Source organism: uncultured Desulfovibrio sp., assembly GCF_944324935.1.
GTDB lineage: Bacteria > Desulfobacterota > Desulfovibrionia > Desulfovibrionales > Desulfovibrionaceae > Desulfovibrio.
The window spans coordinates 22,684-39,625 of record NZ_CALUYG010000012.1 but is presented as its reverse complement, the minus strand read 5'-3'; the positions used below and the strand labels follow the sequence as shown (position 1 = coordinate 39,625).

General features: G+C 65.3%; 11 protein-coding genes and 1 other RNA gene. 3 read left to right on the top strand and 9 right to left on the bottom strand.

Going from position 1 to position 16,942, the window contains the following annotated elements; genetic code table 11:
- Positions 1-124 precede the first annotated feature (124 nt).
- Positions 125-3,010 carry a glycosyltransferase gene (locus Q0J54_RS04370; RefSeq protein ID WP_296304204.1) on the bottom strand — a complete coding sequence of 962 codons (2,886 nt, stop codon included), beginning with the start codon at positions 3,008-3,010 and terminating at the stop codon, positions 125-127.
- Positions 3,011-3,152: 142 nt separating this feature from the next.
- On the opposite strand from Q0J54_RS04370, the gene Q0J54_RS04365 reads away from it, so the two are divergent.
- The 3 genes from Q0J54_RS04365 to Q0J54_RS04355 are packed head-to-tail and all read left to right on the top strand — an operon-like array spanning position 3,153 to position 7,254.
- The gene (locus tag Q0J54_RS04365) at positions 3,153-4,451 is read left to right on the top strand and encodes a cyanophycin synthetase (protein WP_296304202.1); all 1,299 of its coding nucleotides are present in this window, start codon (positions 3,153-3,155) and stop codon (positions 4,449-4,451) included.
- Positions 4,448-5,857, top strand: a complete 1,410-nt coding sequence (selA, locus tag Q0J54_RS04360; RefSeq protein WP_296304200.1) for an L-seryl-tRNA(Sec) selenium transferase — start codon at positions 4,448-4,450, stop codon at positions 5,855-5,857. Before Q0J54_RS04365 ends, selA begins: the two co-directional genes overlap by 4 nt.
- Positions 5,854-7,254 (top strand): aminopeptidase, encoded by a 1,401-nt coding sequence (locus Q0J54_RS04355; RefSeq protein WP_296304199.1) that lies wholly within the window; start codon positions 5,854-5,856, stop codon positions 7,252-7,254. Before selA ends, Q0J54_RS04355 begins: the two co-directional genes overlap by 4 nt.
- A 1,616-nt stretch (positions 7,255-8,870) precedes the next feature.
- Here Q0J54_RS04355 and Q0J54_RS04350 read toward each other — a convergent pair.
- From Q0J54_RS04350 to Q0J54_RS04315, 8 genes are all read right to left on the bottom strand, one after another.
- Entirely contained in the window at positions 8,871-9,728 is an 858-nt protein-coding gene (locus Q0J54_RS04350; RefSeq protein WP_296304198.1) for a tyrosine-protein phosphatase, read from the bottom strand.
- A 106-nt stretch (positions 9,729-9,834) separates the two neighbouring features.
- Positions 9,835-10,773, bottom strand: a complete 939-nt coding sequence (locus Q0J54_RS04345) for a DUF1848 domain-containing protein (protein WP_296304197.1) — start codon at positions 10,771-10,773, stop codon at positions 9,835-9,837.
- Between the two features lie 6 nt (positions 10,774-10,779).
- Complete coding sequence (locus Q0J54_RS04340) at positions 10,780-11,658, bottom strand: hypothetical protein (protein WP_296304196.1); 879 nt, start codon at positions 11,656-11,658, stop codon at positions 10,780-10,782.
- A 132-nt stretch (positions 11,659-11,790) separates the two neighbouring features.
- Positions 11,791-12,169: a transfer-messenger RNA gene (gene ssrA / locus Q0J54_RS04335) on the bottom strand.
- Positions 12,170-12,263: 94 nt separating this feature from the next.
- Entirely contained in the window at positions 12,264-12,809 is a 546-nt protein-coding gene (locus Q0J54_RS04330; protein ID WP_296304195.1) for a hypothetical protein, read from the bottom strand.
- A 623-nt stretch (positions 12,810-13,432) separates the two neighbouring features.
- Entirely contained in the window at positions 13,433-15,055 is a 1,623-nt protein-coding gene (locus Q0J54_RS04325) for an AAA family ATPase (RefSeq protein WP_296304193.1), read from the bottom strand.
- 10 nt (positions 15,056-15,065) lie between these two features.
- On the bottom strand, positions 15,066-15,902 hold the full coding sequence (locus Q0J54_RS04320; RefSeq protein WP_296304192.1) for an ABC transporter permease: 837 nt from the start codon (positions 15,900-15,902) through the stop codon (positions 15,066-15,068).
- Positions 15,899-16,939 (bottom strand): ABC transporter permease, encoded by a 1,041-nt coding sequence (locus tag Q0J54_RS04315; RefSeq protein ID WP_296304191.1) that lies wholly within the window; start codon positions 16,937-16,939, stop codon positions 15,899-15,901. Before Q0J54_RS04315 ends, Q0J54_RS04320 begins: the two co-directional genes overlap by 4 nt.
- Positions 16,940-16,942: the final 3 nt, after the last annotated feature.

The following is a 16,942-nucleotide window of genomic DNA, read 5'->3' as shown; positions in this document are numbered from 1 at the left end:
CCTTCGTCCTCCGCGCTGGTTCCCGCGCAAAAAATCGCCTCCGGCATCTGCCGGAGGCGATTTTTTTAACCTTGACCCGTATGCCGCGCGGGCAAACGTGTCCCTTTCCGCTCCTGCGCGGCAATCAGAGCGGCAGACGCCAGCCGTTGTCGAAGGCCGCGCCGAGCTGGCGATTACGGATGGGACTGCGGCGGATGTCGTCGCCCCAGCGGTCCTTGAAGCGCTGGAGTATCTGCTGATAAGCGATGTAGGACTCCCGCGTTTCGGCGGCGCGCAGCGTGCCGCACTGCGTCCCCGAGCCTTCCTGGATGGCGATCTGGGTCCGCACGGCCAGGGCGTCCTCGGCATGCTCGCCCAACAGCGTCCACTGGGCCCACGGGCTGGCGAGCGTCTTCAGGCGGCGACGGGCCGCGCCAAGGCAGAAGTCCGCCCCGGAAAGCGTCCCGAAGTTCACGTTGAAGCCGTTGCGATCCAGATAGAGCGCACGCCGGAAGGCCATGCACTCCATAGGCGCGGCGATGCTGGGACGGGTCAGCAGCAGCTGGCCCCAGGCCACATGCCGCAGCAGCTCGCGGGGCATGCCGCGCATGAAGGCAAAGGGCAGTCCGCCCGCGCCGGGAGCCAGCCCGGCGTTCCACAGCGCGCCGTCACGATGGATGATCCCTCCGGCCACGGCCACATCCTCCCGCATGGCCTGGATGAGGAGCTGTTCAGGACGGCAGCCCGGCAGCGGGGCCAGGGCGGCATCGAGGAAGAGCACCAGCTCGCCGGAGGCCGCCTGCACGGCGGCATTGCAGCCGCCCGCCCAGTTGGTGGCCGGCGGCAGGGCCTTCCAGTCCGCAAAGGGGGCGCGGCTGGGCTCGTCGATGGAGACGTCCACCGGCTGCCACAGGATCTCGCAGGGCCAGAGGGCGGCGAGCTCCTCCAGCGTCTGCCGCAGGGCCGGCGTCACCGTCACGCCGGGGCGGGCCAGCAGCACCACGCTGGCGCGCGGGGCCTTTTCCGGCAGCGGGCGGCCCAGACGGAAGAAGTTGGTCAGCCCGGCTCCGCAGATCTCGTCCTGTCGTCCGCAGCGGACCAGATGGTCGGCCAGGGCCCGGCGGGAGGCGTCCTCCACGCCCTTTTTGGCCCCCACCTGGCCGGCGCAGCTGCCGGGATGCACGCGCCAGTGGTAGAGGATGGACGGGATGTGCCCGATCTGCCTGTCCTCCAGCGCGTCGGTCACCCGCAGGATGAGGTCGAAATCCTGTGCGCCGTCGAAGCCTTCGCGGAAGCCGCCGCAGGCAAGGAGCGTCTCCCGGTCAAAGGCCGAGAGATGACAGGCGTAATTGCCGCCCTCCAAAAGATCGCGGTCAAAGCCGGGCTTGAAGAAGGGATTGCGCCGCACGCCCGCGGCGTCCATCTTGTCCTCGTCGCTGAACAGATAGCGCCAGTGCGGCTGGGCGGCCACGGCATCGGCCACCTGCGCCAGCGCGTCGGGAGCCAGCATGTCGTCATGGTCCAGCAGCGCCGCCCAGGGCGCGTCCGCCAGTTCCAGCGCCGCCTGGGAGGCGCTGGCGATGCCGCCGTTCGTCTCCCGCCGCACGAGGCGGATGCGCGCATCGGCATCTTTCAGGCTGTCCAGCAGCTCGCGCGTCTCCTGCCTGTCCGAGGCGTCATCCACCATGCAGAGCCGCCAGTCCGCGTACGTCTGCCCGAGCACGGAATCCACCGCCGCCCGCAAAAAGGCGGGATCGGTATTCCAGACAGGCATGAGTACGGAAAGGCGCGGCCTGGCGGCGCCGGTCTCCACGGTGGACGCCTGCCCCACCGCGGCGGGCGTCCTTTCGGCGGCAGCGGCCCGGCGCGGTCCTTCCTCCAGCTCCAGCCAGGCATCATAGGTCCCCGGGCAGGCCTCCAGCGACGCCTCGTACACGTCCTGCCGTCGCAGGGCCTGCATGGCCGGCACGAGACAGTCCGTCCGAAAGGCCGCGGCATCCCAGTCCGACAGCGCCGTCTGCATGGCGTCCAGCCCGTGCCGGCCGGCAAAGGCGCGCAGTTTTTCCGCCCGCGCGGCGTACCATGCCGCCGTGTGCGGCAGGCAGTCCGGCAATGAGCGGCAGAGCTCCAGCAGACGCTCCCTTTCCGCCGCCGGGGCGGCCTCCACGCTGCGGGCCAACAGGGCGGCATCCCCGCTGGCGCGCCAGGCGAGATAACTTTCCTGCCACGGGGCCGCCGCGTCCACATCCGGGGCAAGCTGATCCGCGGGACCGTCCACCAGCCAGCGGCTCACGCCGCAGGTCAGCCCGTCCGCCGCGCAATGCGTATGGAGATCCCCGGCCACAGGGCAGGACAGACGCCCGCGCGAGACCAGACTGTTCCACAGGCCGACCAGCTTCAGGGGCAGCAGGATGTCCGTCAGGTCCGCCCGCGCTTCCGGTTCCACGGCGAAGAAGGCCGTGCCGCTCCCCTGCCGGCTGTACTGCGCGGCCAGACGCAAACAGAGATCCGGCCCGGCCAGCAGCGGATCGAGCTGCTCCGACAGGCCGCCCAGCGCCACGAAAGCCTCCCGCCGCAACAGCAGGGACTGTACGGGCGCCAGCGCGCAGCGACGCACGCCGCGCACCGGGGCCGAGGCCGCGTCCCGGCCTTCGTACAGGGCGCACAGCCCGCCGTCCGCCGTGACGGCCATGCCGGCCAGGGCGTTGATGCGCCTGTCGCCCAGCGTATACGTCCAGACGGGCGACACCCCCACGCAGGCCGCATCAGCTTCCAGCCGCCCCACCAGGCGCGGCAGCAGGCCTTCCGCCGGCACGAGGGCCTCGCTCCAGATAAGACAATAATGTGTGGATGCGGCACGCACGGCCGCATTGAGCGCCGCCACGTCGGTACAGATCCGCACCACGGCTCCTCCCGTGGCTTTGACCAGCTCCTCGCGACGCGGCGAACGCGCGTCGGCGGTCAGCAGAAACACCGTACAACGGGCGGCGACGTCCCCAGTCGATAATGTGGGAATGATCGTTTTTTCCATGCGCGTATGCTAGGGCAGCCCGATACGGAAAGCAACCGGGCAGGCGGATTTTCCTTCCCGCACCGACCGCCTGCCCCGCGCCGCGTTTTTTGCGCCTCCCGGCAGTAGCCAACGGCCCGTGCTTTCTGGCATACTCCCTCCCATGCACACCACCTTTCCCTCATTTGCCCAGGTCATCGCCCATCTTGACGCCCGCGGCTTCTTCCATATGGAGCTGGGGCTCGAGCGCATGGAGCAGGCCCTTGCCCGCCTCTTCCCCGTCCGCCCCCCCCTTGTCTGCGTGCAGGTGCTCGGCACCAACGGCAAGGGCTCCACCGCCGCCTTTCTGGACAGTCTGGCGCGCAGCCACGGGCTGCGTACCGGGCTGTACACCTCGCCGCATTTCGTCTCCCCCGCCGAGCGTATCCGGCTGGACGGCGTGCCCCTGCCGGAGGCGGCATGGCCGGCCCTGGCCGATGAGGTCTACGCCGCCTGCCCGGAACTGACCTATTTTGAATTCCTCACCGTGCTTGCCCTGCTGGCCTTTGCCCGCCACGGCGTGGAGCTGGCCATCCTCGAAGCCGGCCTCGGCGGCCGCCACGACGCCACCACCGCCTGTCCGGCCGACGCGCTTTGCTATGCGCCCATTGCCCTTGATCATGCGGCCATCCTCGGCCCCTCCCTGGCCGACATCGCCGCCGACAAGGCCGCGGCCATCCGCGACAGCGCCCCCGTCGTCAGCGCGCCGCAGTATCCGGCGGCCCGCGCCGCGCTCGAAGCCGCGGCGGCCGCTCATGCCGCGCCACTGAGCTTCGTGGAGCCCCTGCCGCCCGCCGCGCCGCTCGGCCTGGCCGGGCCGCATCAGCGCGTCAATGCCGCCGTGGCCCTGGCGGCCTGGCGCTCGCTGGCCCCGCGCTTCGGTCATGCCGCCCTGTCCGCCTCCGCCGCGCCCACGCCCGCCGAGGCCGACGGCCTTGCCCGCGCCTTCATCGCGGGCCGCCTGCAATCCCTCCCCGCCTGCGCCTCCCATCCGCCCCTGCTGCTGGACGGGGCCCACAATCCGCACGGCATGCAGGCGCTGGTCCACCATCTGCGCCAGCTCGGGCGGACGCCGCGCTGCGCCGTCTTCTCCTGCCTTGCCGACAAGGACTGGCTGCCCGCGGCGCGCCTGCTGCAAAAGGAACTGGGGGACATCCCCCTTCTCGTGCCGCAACTGCACAACGAACGCGCCGCCGATGCCTCCGCCGTGGCGGCGGCCTGCAATGCGGGACGGGCCCGTCCCACGGCCCGCGCCGTGCCGGACGTGACCGCCGCGCTGGCCGCCGCGGGCGCGCTTCGTCCCGCCGCTGCCGACGCTCCGGTGGTGCTTTGCGGCTCCCTGTATCTGCTGGCGGAATTTTTCAGCCTGTTCCCGCGCTATCTGACGATGCCGGATCCCCTCAGCCCGGAGGAACCCGCATGAATCTTTTTCGCTGCCTGCCGTCCGTCGATGTCTGCCTGACAGCCCTGCTGGAGCGCGCGCCGGAACTGCGCGCGCAGCCGCGCCCCCTGCTGCGCGAAGCCGTCACCGTCTACTGGGACAGGCAGCGCGAGGACATCCGCGCCGGTCGGGTGAGCGAGCCTGACCAGCTCGCCCTGGCGGCGCATCTGCCCTTGCTGCTGGCCCATGTGCGGGCCGCCCTGCGGCCCCGGCTGCGCCCGGTCATCAACGCCACGGGCGTGGTGGTGCACACCAATATGGGCCGATCCGTCCTTGCGCCTGAAGCCTGCGAAGCCGTGCTGCGGGCCGCGCAGGGCTATTCCACTCTGGAGCTGGACTTGCGTACCGGCGGGCGCGGGTCGCGACAGGAACTGACGGAACAGCTCATCTGCCGCCTCACCGGCGCACAAGCCGCCATGACGGTCAACAACAATGCGGCGGCCGTGCTGCTGGTGCTGGATACCTTCTGCCGGGGCGGCGAGGTCATCGTCTCGCGCGGCGAGCTGGTGGAGATCGGCGGCAGTTTCCGCATCCCCGAGGTCATGGCCAAGAGCGGCGCCACGCTGCGCGAGGTGGGGGCCACCAACCGTACGCATCTGCGGGACTATGCCGCCGCCATCAACGAGCGGACCCGCGCCCTCATGCGCGTGCATACCTCCAATTACCGCATCCTGGGCTTCCACAGCGCCGTACCGCTGGAAGAGCTGGCCGCCCTGGCCCGTCAGCACGACCTGCCGGTCTTTGAGGATCTGGGCAGCGGCAGCCTGACGGACTTCAGCGCCTGCGGCCTGCCCAACGAGCCCACCGTGCCCTCGGTGCTGGCCGCCGGGGCCGACATCGTCACCTTTTCGGGCGACAAGGTGCTGGGCGGCCCACAGGCCGGCATCATCGCGGGCAGCCGGGAGCGCATCGCCGCCCTCAAGGCCAATCAGCTCACCCGCGCCCTGCGTTGCGACAAGCTCACCCTGGCCGCGCTGGAAGCCACCCTGCGCCTCTACTGCGACCCGGAGCTGGCGCGGGAGCGCATCCCCACGCTGCGCATGATCTTTCTGGCTCCCGAAGCGCTGGCCCGTGCGGCCCGGCGTCTTGCCGCCCGTCTGCGCCGCGCGCTGGGCGACGCCTGCTCCATACGGCTGCGCGAAGACGTCTCCCGCGTGGGCGGCGGCGCGTTCCCTCAATACGATCTGCCGACCACCCTCGTCTGTCTGGAGCCGACGCGCTGTTCCGCCGTCGAGCTGCGCCAGCGCCTGCTGGATGGCGACCCGCCCCTGATCGGCCGGCTGGACGACCACGGATTTTGCCTTGACCCCCGCACGCTGAGCGAGCAGGATCATGCCTGCGTGGCCACACTGCTGCGCGCCGCGCTCACAGAAAGGATACAGCCATGAAGAAAAACACTCCCAATATCGCCTACACGCCGGAAAGCGCCTGGAAAACCTATGCCGCCACGGCCACCCGCCGCAAGGAAATGGAAAGCTTCGCCAGGCGCTACATCGAATTCATCTCCACCTGCAAGACCGAACGCGAGACCGTAGCCTATGTGCAGCGCCGCCTTGCCGAAAAGGGCTACGGCGAGAACCCCAGGGACGGTCTGTTCATGCGTCCCTTCCGCGGCAAGGCACTCTTTGCCGCCCGCCGGGGCCGCGCGCCCCTCTCGCAGGGGCTGCACCTCATCGCGGCCCATGCCGACACGCCCCGTCTGGACTTCAAACAGCGCCCCTTCATCGAGCAGCCCGGCGTCACCCAGGCCAAGACGCATTATTACGGCGGCATCCGCAAATACCAGTGGCTGGCCCGACCGCTGGCTCTGCGCGGCGTCGTCAGCCTGGAAAACGGCAAGACGCTCTCCATCGCCATCGGCGACCGACCGGGCGATCCGGTGTTCACCATCGCCGACCTGCTGCCCCATCTGGCGCAGAAGCAGTCCACCCAGCCTCTGAATGACGCCTTTGAGGCCGAGAAGCTGAACATCATCCTTTCCCACAGTCCGGCCCCGCGTGCCGGGCGCAGCGGCAAGGACGACGAAAAGGAGCCCCTCAAGAGCTATCTGCTCCAGTTGCTGCACGACAAATACGGCGTGCGGGAGGAAGACTTCATCTCCGCTGACATGCAGGTCGTGCCCGCAGGCCCGGCCGCCTTCGTGGGGCTGGACAAGGCCCTCATCGGCGGATACGGTCAGGATGACCGCATCTGCGTCTTCACGGCGCTGGAAGCCCTGCTCACCGCCCGCCCCGGCCGCAATGCGCCGAACATGGCCGTCATTTTCTGGGACAAGGAGGAGATCGGCTCCGACGGAGCCACCGGCGCCTCCTCACGCTTCCTGCAATTCTGCGTGGAGGACATCGCCCGCGCCTGGGCGCCCTCCCTGCCTGTCTCACAGGTATTTATGAACACGCGCGCCCTGTCCGCCGACGTGACCGCCGCCTTTGACCCCGACTTCCCCGAAGTCCATGAAAAGCAGAACGCCGCCCAGCTTGGTTACGGCCCCTGCTTCAGCAAGGTGGGCGGCTCGCGGGGCAAGTACGGGGCCAGCGAAGCCGATGCCGAATTCCTGGGCGAGCTGCGCGGCCTGCTCAATGCCCGCGGCATCCCGTGGCAGGTGGCCGAACTGGGCAAGGTGGATCTTGGCGGCGGCGGCACGGTGGCGCTTTTTCTCGCCGCCTACGGCATGCAGGTCATCGACTGCGGCCCGGCTCTGCTCTCCATGCACAGTCCCTTTGAGCTCTCGAGCAGCGTGGATCTTTTTGCCACGTTTGAGGCGTACCGCGCTTTCCTTGAGGGCTAGGTGGGGGAATTTTCCTCTTTATATCGCCGACTGGCGACCGCTGCCCCGCAGGGGGGTGGTCGCCTTTTCTTTTTTTCTTTTTCCGTCGCTGGCTGGCGGCTTCTGCCCGGCATCCGGGCCAGGTCGCCTCCCGGCGGCATCCTTTTTTCTTTTTTCTTTTTTCGCGCCGGCCGGCGGCTTCGGCCCGGACGCCGGGCCGGGTCGCCTCCCGGCGGCATCATTTTTCTTTCTTTTTCCGTCGCTGGCCGGCGGCTTCAGCCCCGCACCGGGGTTTGGTCGCCTCCCGGCGAGGGGCAGGGGGCAGGGGCTTACGCCGCCCCTTGCCCCCTACAACCCCTTACCCCGCGTCGGGGCAGCCATCCTTGACGAGCGTTCGCTTGCGGAGTGCGTCCCCCTGCCTCCTCCCTGCCGCGCGGCAGCGGGCGTTCGGCCTCCCGCTGTCCCGCGCAGAGCGCGGGCCGAGCGTCCGTCCGGCGTCGGAGCTTCCGCCCCTGCGGGGCGGCGATCTCCTCCGCGCCCTGCCGCGCTTACGCTTGAAACTCCTTTTTGCCGCACTGTCTTTCTCCACAAGGACAGCCCTGCCCGCACGCCGGAAAAACGGCTTTCCCCCAGCTGATTCGGTGCACTGTGCCGGGAGAACACAGTGAGGCAAAAAAATCGTCCTGACCTCATGCGGGAAGCTCTTGGTATGTTCTCCCGCAGGTAAAACCGTCCGTTGCCACTTCAGTACATTGGGGGAACAGACGCGCGCTCCCCGCCGGGCAAGGCACAGGCCGGAAAAATGCCCCATCAGCCTAGCGAGCCGGGGCGCGGAGGCGATCCCCGCAACGCGGGAGCGCCGCAGCAGGCGCGCATATCGCCCGCGAAGCGGGAAGATGCGCGCCGACCTGCCCCCCTGCGGCGAGCGGCGGGCAGGGTATATGACAAACGATAGAGACTCCCACCGCCGCGCGGACAAGGGGGTGTAGGGGGTTGTAGGGGGTGTAGAGGGGGCCGCCCCTCTCACCCCCTGCCCCTCGCCGGGAGGCGACCACGCACGGATGCCGGGCAACAGCCATCAGCCGGCGGCAAATAAGAAAAAAGCTCCTTCCTCTCAGGAAAGAGCGTACAGACGGGAGAAATGCCCCATGCAGAAAAAGGCTTCCCGTCAGAAGGCACCCTCCGCACTGGGGAATACGTTTCATCCAAGGAAAAATGCTCCCCGCCGGGCAAGGCACAGGCCGGGAAAATGCCCCGTCAGCCCAGCGAGCCGGGGCGCGGAGGCGATCCCCGCAACGCGGGAGCGCCGCAGCAGGCGCGCATATCGCCCGCGAAGCGGGAAGATGCGCGCCGACCTGCCCCCTGCGGCGAGCGGCGGACAAGGTATACAACAGGCGACAGTGACGCCCGACGCCACACGGACAAGGGGGTGTAGGGGGTCGCAGGGGGTGTAGAGGGGCACGCCCCTCTCACCCCCTGCCGCCCGCCGCGCAGGCGACCAAGCCCGTGCGCCGGGCTGAAGCCGCCAGCCGGCGCGAAAAAAGAAAAAAGGATGTCGCCGCGCAGGCGACCACGCCCAGATGCCGGGCAACAGCCACCAGCCAACGACAAAAAAAGAAGAAAAAAAGAAGGCCCCCCTACCCGTCGGAGGGTTCGACCGCCAGGCGTTCCTTATATCCGGGCTGCGCCTTCTGCCCCGCGTATCCCGGCAGTTGCCTCCCGCACACAGCCCCCTGACCGACGGCAGGCGGTATCCCGCCTTCAGACGACAGGCAGGGAAGCGCCGCATTGTCACGCAGCGTCCGACGCAGCGCCTCCACGTCCACAGTCTCCAGAAAGGTGATGATGTCTTTCCATATGCTGTGGTAGCCGTAGCCGCCTTCCAGCATTTCCCGAATGGCGGCCTCGCGCGTCCACCCCTGCTCCACCATGCGATACAACGCCACCACCATGCCGGTGCGGTCCGCCCCGTGCCAGCAATGCACCAGCACCGGCCCCGGAGAGACGGCTATGGCGCTCAGGGCCGCCACCGCGCCCGGTAAATGCGGATTCCAGGCCCGCATGGGCACATGCCGCAACACCAGATCCGTCCCCACGGCCAGCAGTGCATCCCGCTGCCCGCTGCGCAGGGAAACAACCGTACGAATGCCCAGCCGCTCGGCCTCCCGCATGCCCTCCGCCGTAGGCTGGGCGGACCGGTACAGCTTGCCGGAGACTCTGTGCAGATTGGGCAGCCCCTTTGCCTCCACAGGCTGCGCCCATTCCAGAGGACGCCGCTCCGCCGCGCCGGCCCAGCCCGTGCCGGCAGCCGCACTGAGCAGGATGACCCCGCACACGAGCAGGAGACACAGCCTGCCGGCCGTCAGGCGCGATACACCTGGCAACAAATGGGCATCGCTTTCGAAAAGAAGACGATCACTCCGCATGCTGATGGCGTCCATTATGTGTGACAATGTAGGGATGTCGCCGTATGGTTTCGGCAGATCTTCACTCATGTTCTTCGTAGGCAGACAGGCTGAGGAGTGTCAAGCTGAAATACTTCCCCCGCCACAGGTCTGCCGTCACGCCACGGAGAAACGCTGCATCCCCCCTTGCGCGCAATCATAATGCCAATTGATGCTGTCTTGCCCTGCAGGAAACGACCTTGCGCTCGCTGACGACATCCCCCTCACCAACTTCGCCGATCAGCAACGGAGAATCGGGAACATGCCTCCTCCGGTTCGCCTGGACGGAGCTTTCACTATGGTTGGCATAGCAGTACCGGCAGCCGTTGCCGCATGTATTGTAAGCGCCGATGTCCACGCTTGCCACACACCCGCATTGGGGGCGCTGGTTCTTGTCTTTTTTTGCACTCAGCGGACAGTGCAACAGATGCTCGAACAACTGCCCGTCAATGCAGCGGGCACGGTCGATGCCATACTGGCACAGGGCATCCTCCTCGGCGCAGGCATCCAGCCGCAAGCCATGACTATGGGCGATCTCCGCAAGGCCGCTGGCCAGCCGGCTTTGCTGCTCGCCGGTAAGCACGGTCTGCCTGAGCGCGGCCATGTTCCTTTCGATTTTCTTATAGCTGTCCAGAAAACTGATGGTGCATTTTTGCGTGTACGGCGCAAGCCGGCGAACCAGTTTCTCAAAGTAGCGCATGTGGTACTCTGGCGTATATGTTTCCGTGAGAAAAATGGGGTCATAGCGCCAGATGACCCGCTCAGGCCCGATCAGATCGGCCAGGCGTTGAAATGCCGGGATGATGACATCGTTTTTGCTGGGGACATTGCTTTCCACATCTCTGCCGTAACTGGTGAGCGTAAATTGAAAGTAGTATGTATAGTCCCTGAGTCCATCCAGCTTGTCCAGCATGGGGAGCGGATTCTTTGTCCAAAAGACGATGCCGTCCACGACATCGGGCGAGAGGCTTATCCTGCTGATCTGGCGCGCATTCATCGGATTGCGGACGTATACATGCCCCTCCCTGACACGATTGAGGAACCATGCCGAATAATATGTGGGGATGTCTGTCCGCCTACTTGCGCTTAGTATCATGGGTATCTACTCGACCTTGACGAATAGCTGCGCGCTTGAGCATTTTATTGCACAATCAAAATCATTTTTTATCGTTTCGGGGATGGAAAATCTATTGTTGCAGCTCGCGTACTGTACCGAGCCGTCGCCGTAGTCGTTCTCCCTTTCCTTGAAATGCCGACGCATGCTTGAAAAAGAGCAGTCGCTTTTGGCCAGCTTCTCCAAAAAAAGATCGTAATATTTTCTGACGTCGGCGTGGTCTATATCATTCAGCAAAAATAGTGTCGGGGACACTCGGGATGGATGTTTCAGGACCTTCCTGATCAGACCATCAAAGAGCATTCCCGCCAGCTCGTATCTTTTTTCTGGCGGAAAATGAGAAATAAGATATTGCAGTATGACGATATTTGATGAATAAAGCTCTGTTTTATCATCAGCAAGAATGTCAAATATATTCTTTATGAAAAATTTTGTCGCAATGCCGTGTGCCTGTGCATAGCCGTATACGAGCGCATGGATGATGTTCCAGTATGGATTGGCATCATATCCCATATAGCTTATGTTTGTCCCGTCCTTTTCGTCAAAGTGCAGAGCAAAAGCCATCAGATCCGGCGCACCACCGCAGCCAAGGGAGAGGATAGTGTAGGTTGCTGGGCGGGAAAAATCAATTTCTTCCACTGCGTACAATATTTCCGAGCAATACTTCCAGGCATAGCGGCACATGTAGTAGTACATGAAATTCTGACAATCATAATCCGCCCTGCCGCCCCGGTGATAATTCACCTCTTCCGAACAGACGCGACAGCTGCCGCTGCACCTGCCCGACGGATGCGTGCACTGCCCGCATGATCCGCATGGCTGAAAGGTCGCAGCGCAATAGCCGGCTGCCGCTTCAAGCATATTCATGGATAGTTTCTCCTTTTTTATATATTATCATATATAAAAATATAGTTTGTCCAGATGAGGCCGCCGCAAAAGCAAAAAGTCCGCGCTGCTCAAGGCGTTGCGGACTTCTGCACACTTTCTGAAATGCTTGGTTGGTGGAGGCGGGGGGAGTCGAACCCCCGTCCGAGAACATTCCACGCGAAGCGTCTACAGGTGTAGGTCAGGGATGGTTCTCATGCCGTCGGTAGCCCCTGACCGGGCGCGACGACACCAGCCCGCCGGTGCACTCCTCGCGATGGCCCCCGGCAGGCGCCGGGTATCGCCAGCCTGATAATGTGTCGCCAGCCGGACGTATCAGGCATCAGTCCGTCTGACGTGACCGTCTATGCGGTCAGGAGCCCTGCTGACTAGGCAGCGCAGGCGTATTCGTAATCGTTGTTGGCAATTACTTGGTTGCCGCTTTTTACGAGGCCAGCGGCGCCTCGACCTGCAACTCCGGCTTCCACATCCCCGTCGAAACCAGTGCGCCCCCATGATGGGAAACTGTTTGTACCGTTTTTCGTTCAGGATGGCAAGCTGTCTGCCCTGCACCGACTCATGCCGGGGGGAGCCGCCCGCTGACCGGGTCAGCGTACATAAAAATGCGAGAACGGCCCTTTCAGGCACATATGAAAACGGGTGAACAGGCTGTTCTGTGCGCCTTCCTGCTCCAGCTCAGCCTGTGCCTGGCAGGCGATGTCCAGCCCGTAGCTGAGGAGAGCCAGCTTGGCCATCTCCTGGAAGTCTTCCTGCAGGGAAGGGATCTCCGCCACGATCTGACACAGATCGTCCGTGGAGCCGTCCTCGCCCTCGATGATGAGCTGGCCCTCGGCGTTGAGGGAAAAATGCAGCTTGCTGTCAATGACCATTTCGCCAAGATGCTGCCGCAGGTGCGCGATGAAGCGCTCCTGCCGGGCATCCAGCAGGGCCTCAAGATGATCGACAAGGCCGCGGCCGTGCTGCTCCAGCTGCTCAAGAGCGCGCGAACCGGCGGCTGTCAGCGGCGGCGTCTCATCGCTGCAGGCGATGGCCGGCGGCATGCCACGCAGCACATTGGCCATGCTGGCAAGCTGATTGGAGCTGTGAGAGTCCACGGTATCCTCCGGGCAGAAGAAATTTCCTGACCATACCATTTCTCTCCAGTTTTGCAAAAATAATACCAAATCAGCTATACTGTACCGTTTGCTCCCCTCTGAAAAAAAAATATTGATAAATCAGGCGGCTTGCTCCCCGTCTTCGTTCATCGCAAAACGTCTTGGCAGGCGAGCAGGAAAATTTTGCCGAGGCGTATGGGTGATAAGAAAGCATTTTTCCCTCGCACCGGCAGAAAAACGGAAAGCGGTGCAGGATGCGCCGGGTTGGCGGAACGCCGCCAGAAGGCGACACGAGCAGGGCCGGCATGCTGCCGGACAGCAGGCAACGCCCCACCTCCTTTCAAAAAGCGCCATCCCATGATGACGCAGCCCCCTCGTCAGCCGTGCGGACCACCGCCCCGTCCGTTTCCTGAAAGAGGACATTCCGTGTGAAACGCTTCGCGCTCCACACCTTACGGCCTGTCGTTCCGTGAAAAATACGGTTTTCCCGCGAGGTCTGGGCCGGACGGCGTTGTGCCGCCACCTCACGTTTTACTGTCTGCAATGGCAAAACCCTCCAACGGCGCACCGGGGAAGCGCCCGGAACGCAAGGCCCCCCAGCGGCAAGCCGAGCGTGGACGATTTATTTTACCTATTTCCTGAGATTGCGTGCAAGATCCTGCTTACAGGCCCTCATCCGCCGCCTGCCCTTCCTTCTCCAGGCTGCCGGCCACGGCTTCGCCCTGTGCGCCGCCGCCGGCCATGCGGGCGAGTTCGGCATGGCGATCCGCGGCACCGAGGCGGGCACAGACCGTGAAGGTGCTGTTGCCGCGTATCTGCTTGCTGACCTGGAAATGCCGCTGCGCCCGCGCCGCCAGTTGCGGCCAGTGGGTGATGAGCAGCATCTGTCGCTGTTCGGCCAGCCGGGCCAGCTTGTCGGCCAGCTTGTTGAGCGTCATGCCGCCCACGCCGGCATCCACCTCGTCAAAGATGAAGGTGGCGTTCTCGGCCTTGGGCCGCACGCTGACCAGCGCCAGCAGGAAACGGGAGAGCTCGCCGCCGGAAGCGATCTTGTCCAGCGGCTGCGGGGCCTGCCCGGGGTTGGGGGCCCAGAGGATGCGCACCCGGTCATCCTCGATGCCGGGCCAGATCTCCTGCGGGACAAGATCCGGCAGCACGCGCACCTGTTCGGAGAAACCCAGCTCCCGCAACTCCGCCTCGAGGCGACGGGCAAAGTCTTCCGCCGCCTGCCGCCGCAGCGGGCGCAGACGCTCCACCACCTCGCGCAGGGAAGCGGCAAGCCGGCCTTCTTCCTTGTCCAGCGCGGAGATGTCCAGCGCGCAGGCATCGAGGAAGGAGAGGTTCTCCTCGATCTCCTGCCGCAGTTCCAGGATCTCGTCCATGCTGCGGCGCAGTTTGCGCTTGAGCTGAGCCAGCTCGTAGAGGCGCTCCTCCACGCTGTCCATGTCCGGCAGATCGTCCGGCACGGGCGGGCGGCGCAGCACGCCGCTCAGATGCTGGAGCTGCTGCCGTACGGCCGTCACGGCCTCGGCATCGGCCTGCAACTCGTCGTTATCATGCGCCATCTGGTGCAGCAGGCGTTCAAGGCGGCCGAGCCTGTCCAGCAAGCCGGGCTCCTCCTCCCCGTGCAGCAGGCAGAGGGCTTCCTCGTACTGTTCCCCGGCCTGCTCGGCGGCACGGGCTTGGGCGCGCACTTCTTCAAGGCGTTCTTCCTCGCCTTCTTCAGGGGCCACCTTGTCGATCTCCTGCTGTTGCATCTCCAGCACGTCGCGCTTGTCGGCAAGCCCGGTCTGCCGCTGCCTGAGCTCCTCGCGGCGGGCCGCCACGTCCCGCAACCGTCCCAGCAGCTCGTCCTTCTCCCGCAGCAGACCGGCTTCCGGCAGGGCGCTTTCCATGAGGCGGGCCTGAAAGGCCGGTTGCAGGAGCTGTTGTTGCCCGTGCTGGCTGGTATGCACCAGCAGCTCGTCCCGCAGCTGGCGTACGCTCTCCTGCGAGCGCAGACTGTCGTTGACGTAAAGGCGGCTGCGGCCGGTCTCGGCCAGCAGTTCGCGCCGGATGATGCACTCTTCCCCGTTCAGGAGGAAGAGCGCCTCCACCTGCGCGCGTTCCGCGCCGGGGCGCACCATGTCCGCCGCCAGCCTGTCGCCCAGCAAGAAGCCCAGCGCCTTGAGGATGAAGCTCTTGCCCGCGCCGGTCTCGCCGGTGAGCACGTTCATGCCCTGCGCGAAGTCCAGCTCCATGTCCTCGATGAGGGCCAGATTGCGTATCCTCAGATGTTCCAGCATCGTCCCCCCTTTACTGCTTGAGACGCGGATCAAGCCAGTCGCGCAGGCTTTCCCCCAGCAGATTGTAGCCCAAAACGGTGATGAGGATGGCAAGCCCCGGATAGAGCGAGAGCCAGGGCGCGCACTCCAGCACGTTCTTGCCGTCCTGCAGCATATTGCCCCAGCTCGGGGTGGGCGGGCTCATGCCGAGTCCCAGAAAGCTCAGGCTCGACTCCACCAGGATGGCCCCTGCCACGCCCAGGGTGGCGGTGATGAGGATGGGGGCCAGCGCATTGGGCAGGATATGACCGAAGAGCATGCGCGCCGTGGAGCAGCCCGCCAGTCGCGCGGCCGCCACGAATTCGCGTTCGCGCAGACTGAGGGTCTCGGCCCGCACGAGCCGCGCGACGCCCATCCAGGACGTGAGGCCGATGACGACCATGATGTTGGCCAGACTGGGTTCCAGAAAGGCGATGACCGCCAGGATGAGGAAGAAGGACGGGAAACAGAGCATGACGTCCACGCCGCGCATGATGATCTCGTCCACCCAGCCCCGGAAATAGCCGCTGATGAGGCCGAGCACCGTGCCGATGCTCACGGAGATGCCCACAGCCACGAAGCCCACCCAGAGTGAGACCTGTCCGCCGTAGAGCAGGCGGGAGAACACGTCCCGGCCCAGTCTGTCCGTGCCCAGCCAGAATTCGGCGCACGGCGGCATGAGGACGGCGTGGCCATGCTCCTGCGTGGGATCATAGGGAGCGATGAGCGGCGCGCAGAGCGCGGCAAGGGACATGACGAGCACGATGCCAAGCCCCAGCGTGAACATGAGATGCCGCCCCAGGCAGCGGCGCAGCACACGAGGCATCATGCGTTTTTCTCCTGTGCGGAACGGATGCGCGGATCAGCCAGGCCATAGCAGATGTCGGCCAGCACGTTGCCGGCCAGCGTCAGCACGGCCCCCAGCACCAGATTGCCCATGATCATGGTGTAATCGCGCGCCATGACCGCGGCATAAAAGAGCTGCCCCAGACCCGGCAGGGCAAAGATGGATTCGATGATGACGCTGCCGCCGATGAGGCCGGGCACGGACAGGCCCAGCAGGGTGATGACCGGCAGTAAGGCATTGCGCAGGGCATGACGCCAGATGACCATGCGCCCGGAAAGCCCCCGGGCCTGCGCGGTGAGGATGTAGTCCTGGCGCAGCACTTCCAGCATGCAGGCCCGCATATAGCGGGACATGCCCGCCAGCGAACCCACGGTATACACCAGTATGGGCAAGGCCAGATGGCGCATGACGTCCACGCATTTTTCCCAGAAGGACATATGCGGGAAGTCCAGCGAGGTCAGCCCGGAAATGGGCAGCCATTGCAGTTCCAACCCGAAAAAGAGCATGAGCAGCAGGGCCAGCCAGAAGGACGGCATGGCGAAGCCCAGAAAGACCAGCAGGGTCACGCCCTTGTCCAGCCAGGAATTGCGGCGGCAGGCCGAAAGGATGCCCAGCGGCACGGCGATGCAGAGGGTGAGCAGCAGCGAGACCACGTTCATGCCCACGGTCAGGGGCAGGCGCTCAAGGATCTTGTCCAGCACGGGGCGGGCGTCCGCCGACATGGACACGCCGAAATCCAGCCGCACCATGCGGGAAAGCCAGTCCAGATACTGCACATGCAGCGGCTTGTCGAGGCCGTAGAGGGCATCGAGCTGCCGCCGGGCCGCCTCGCCCGCCAGCGGGTTGAGCGTGGTCTCCATGTCCGTGGGAGAGCCGGGCGCAAGATGGATGACCGCAAAGCTGATGATGGTGATGCCCCAGAGCACGAGCAGCATCCAGAGCAGTTTGCGCCCCAGCCGCAGCAGGAGCTGACGGCCGCTCCGCAGCCGGGAGCCCGAAGAAAGCGACGCGCTGCCCATGTG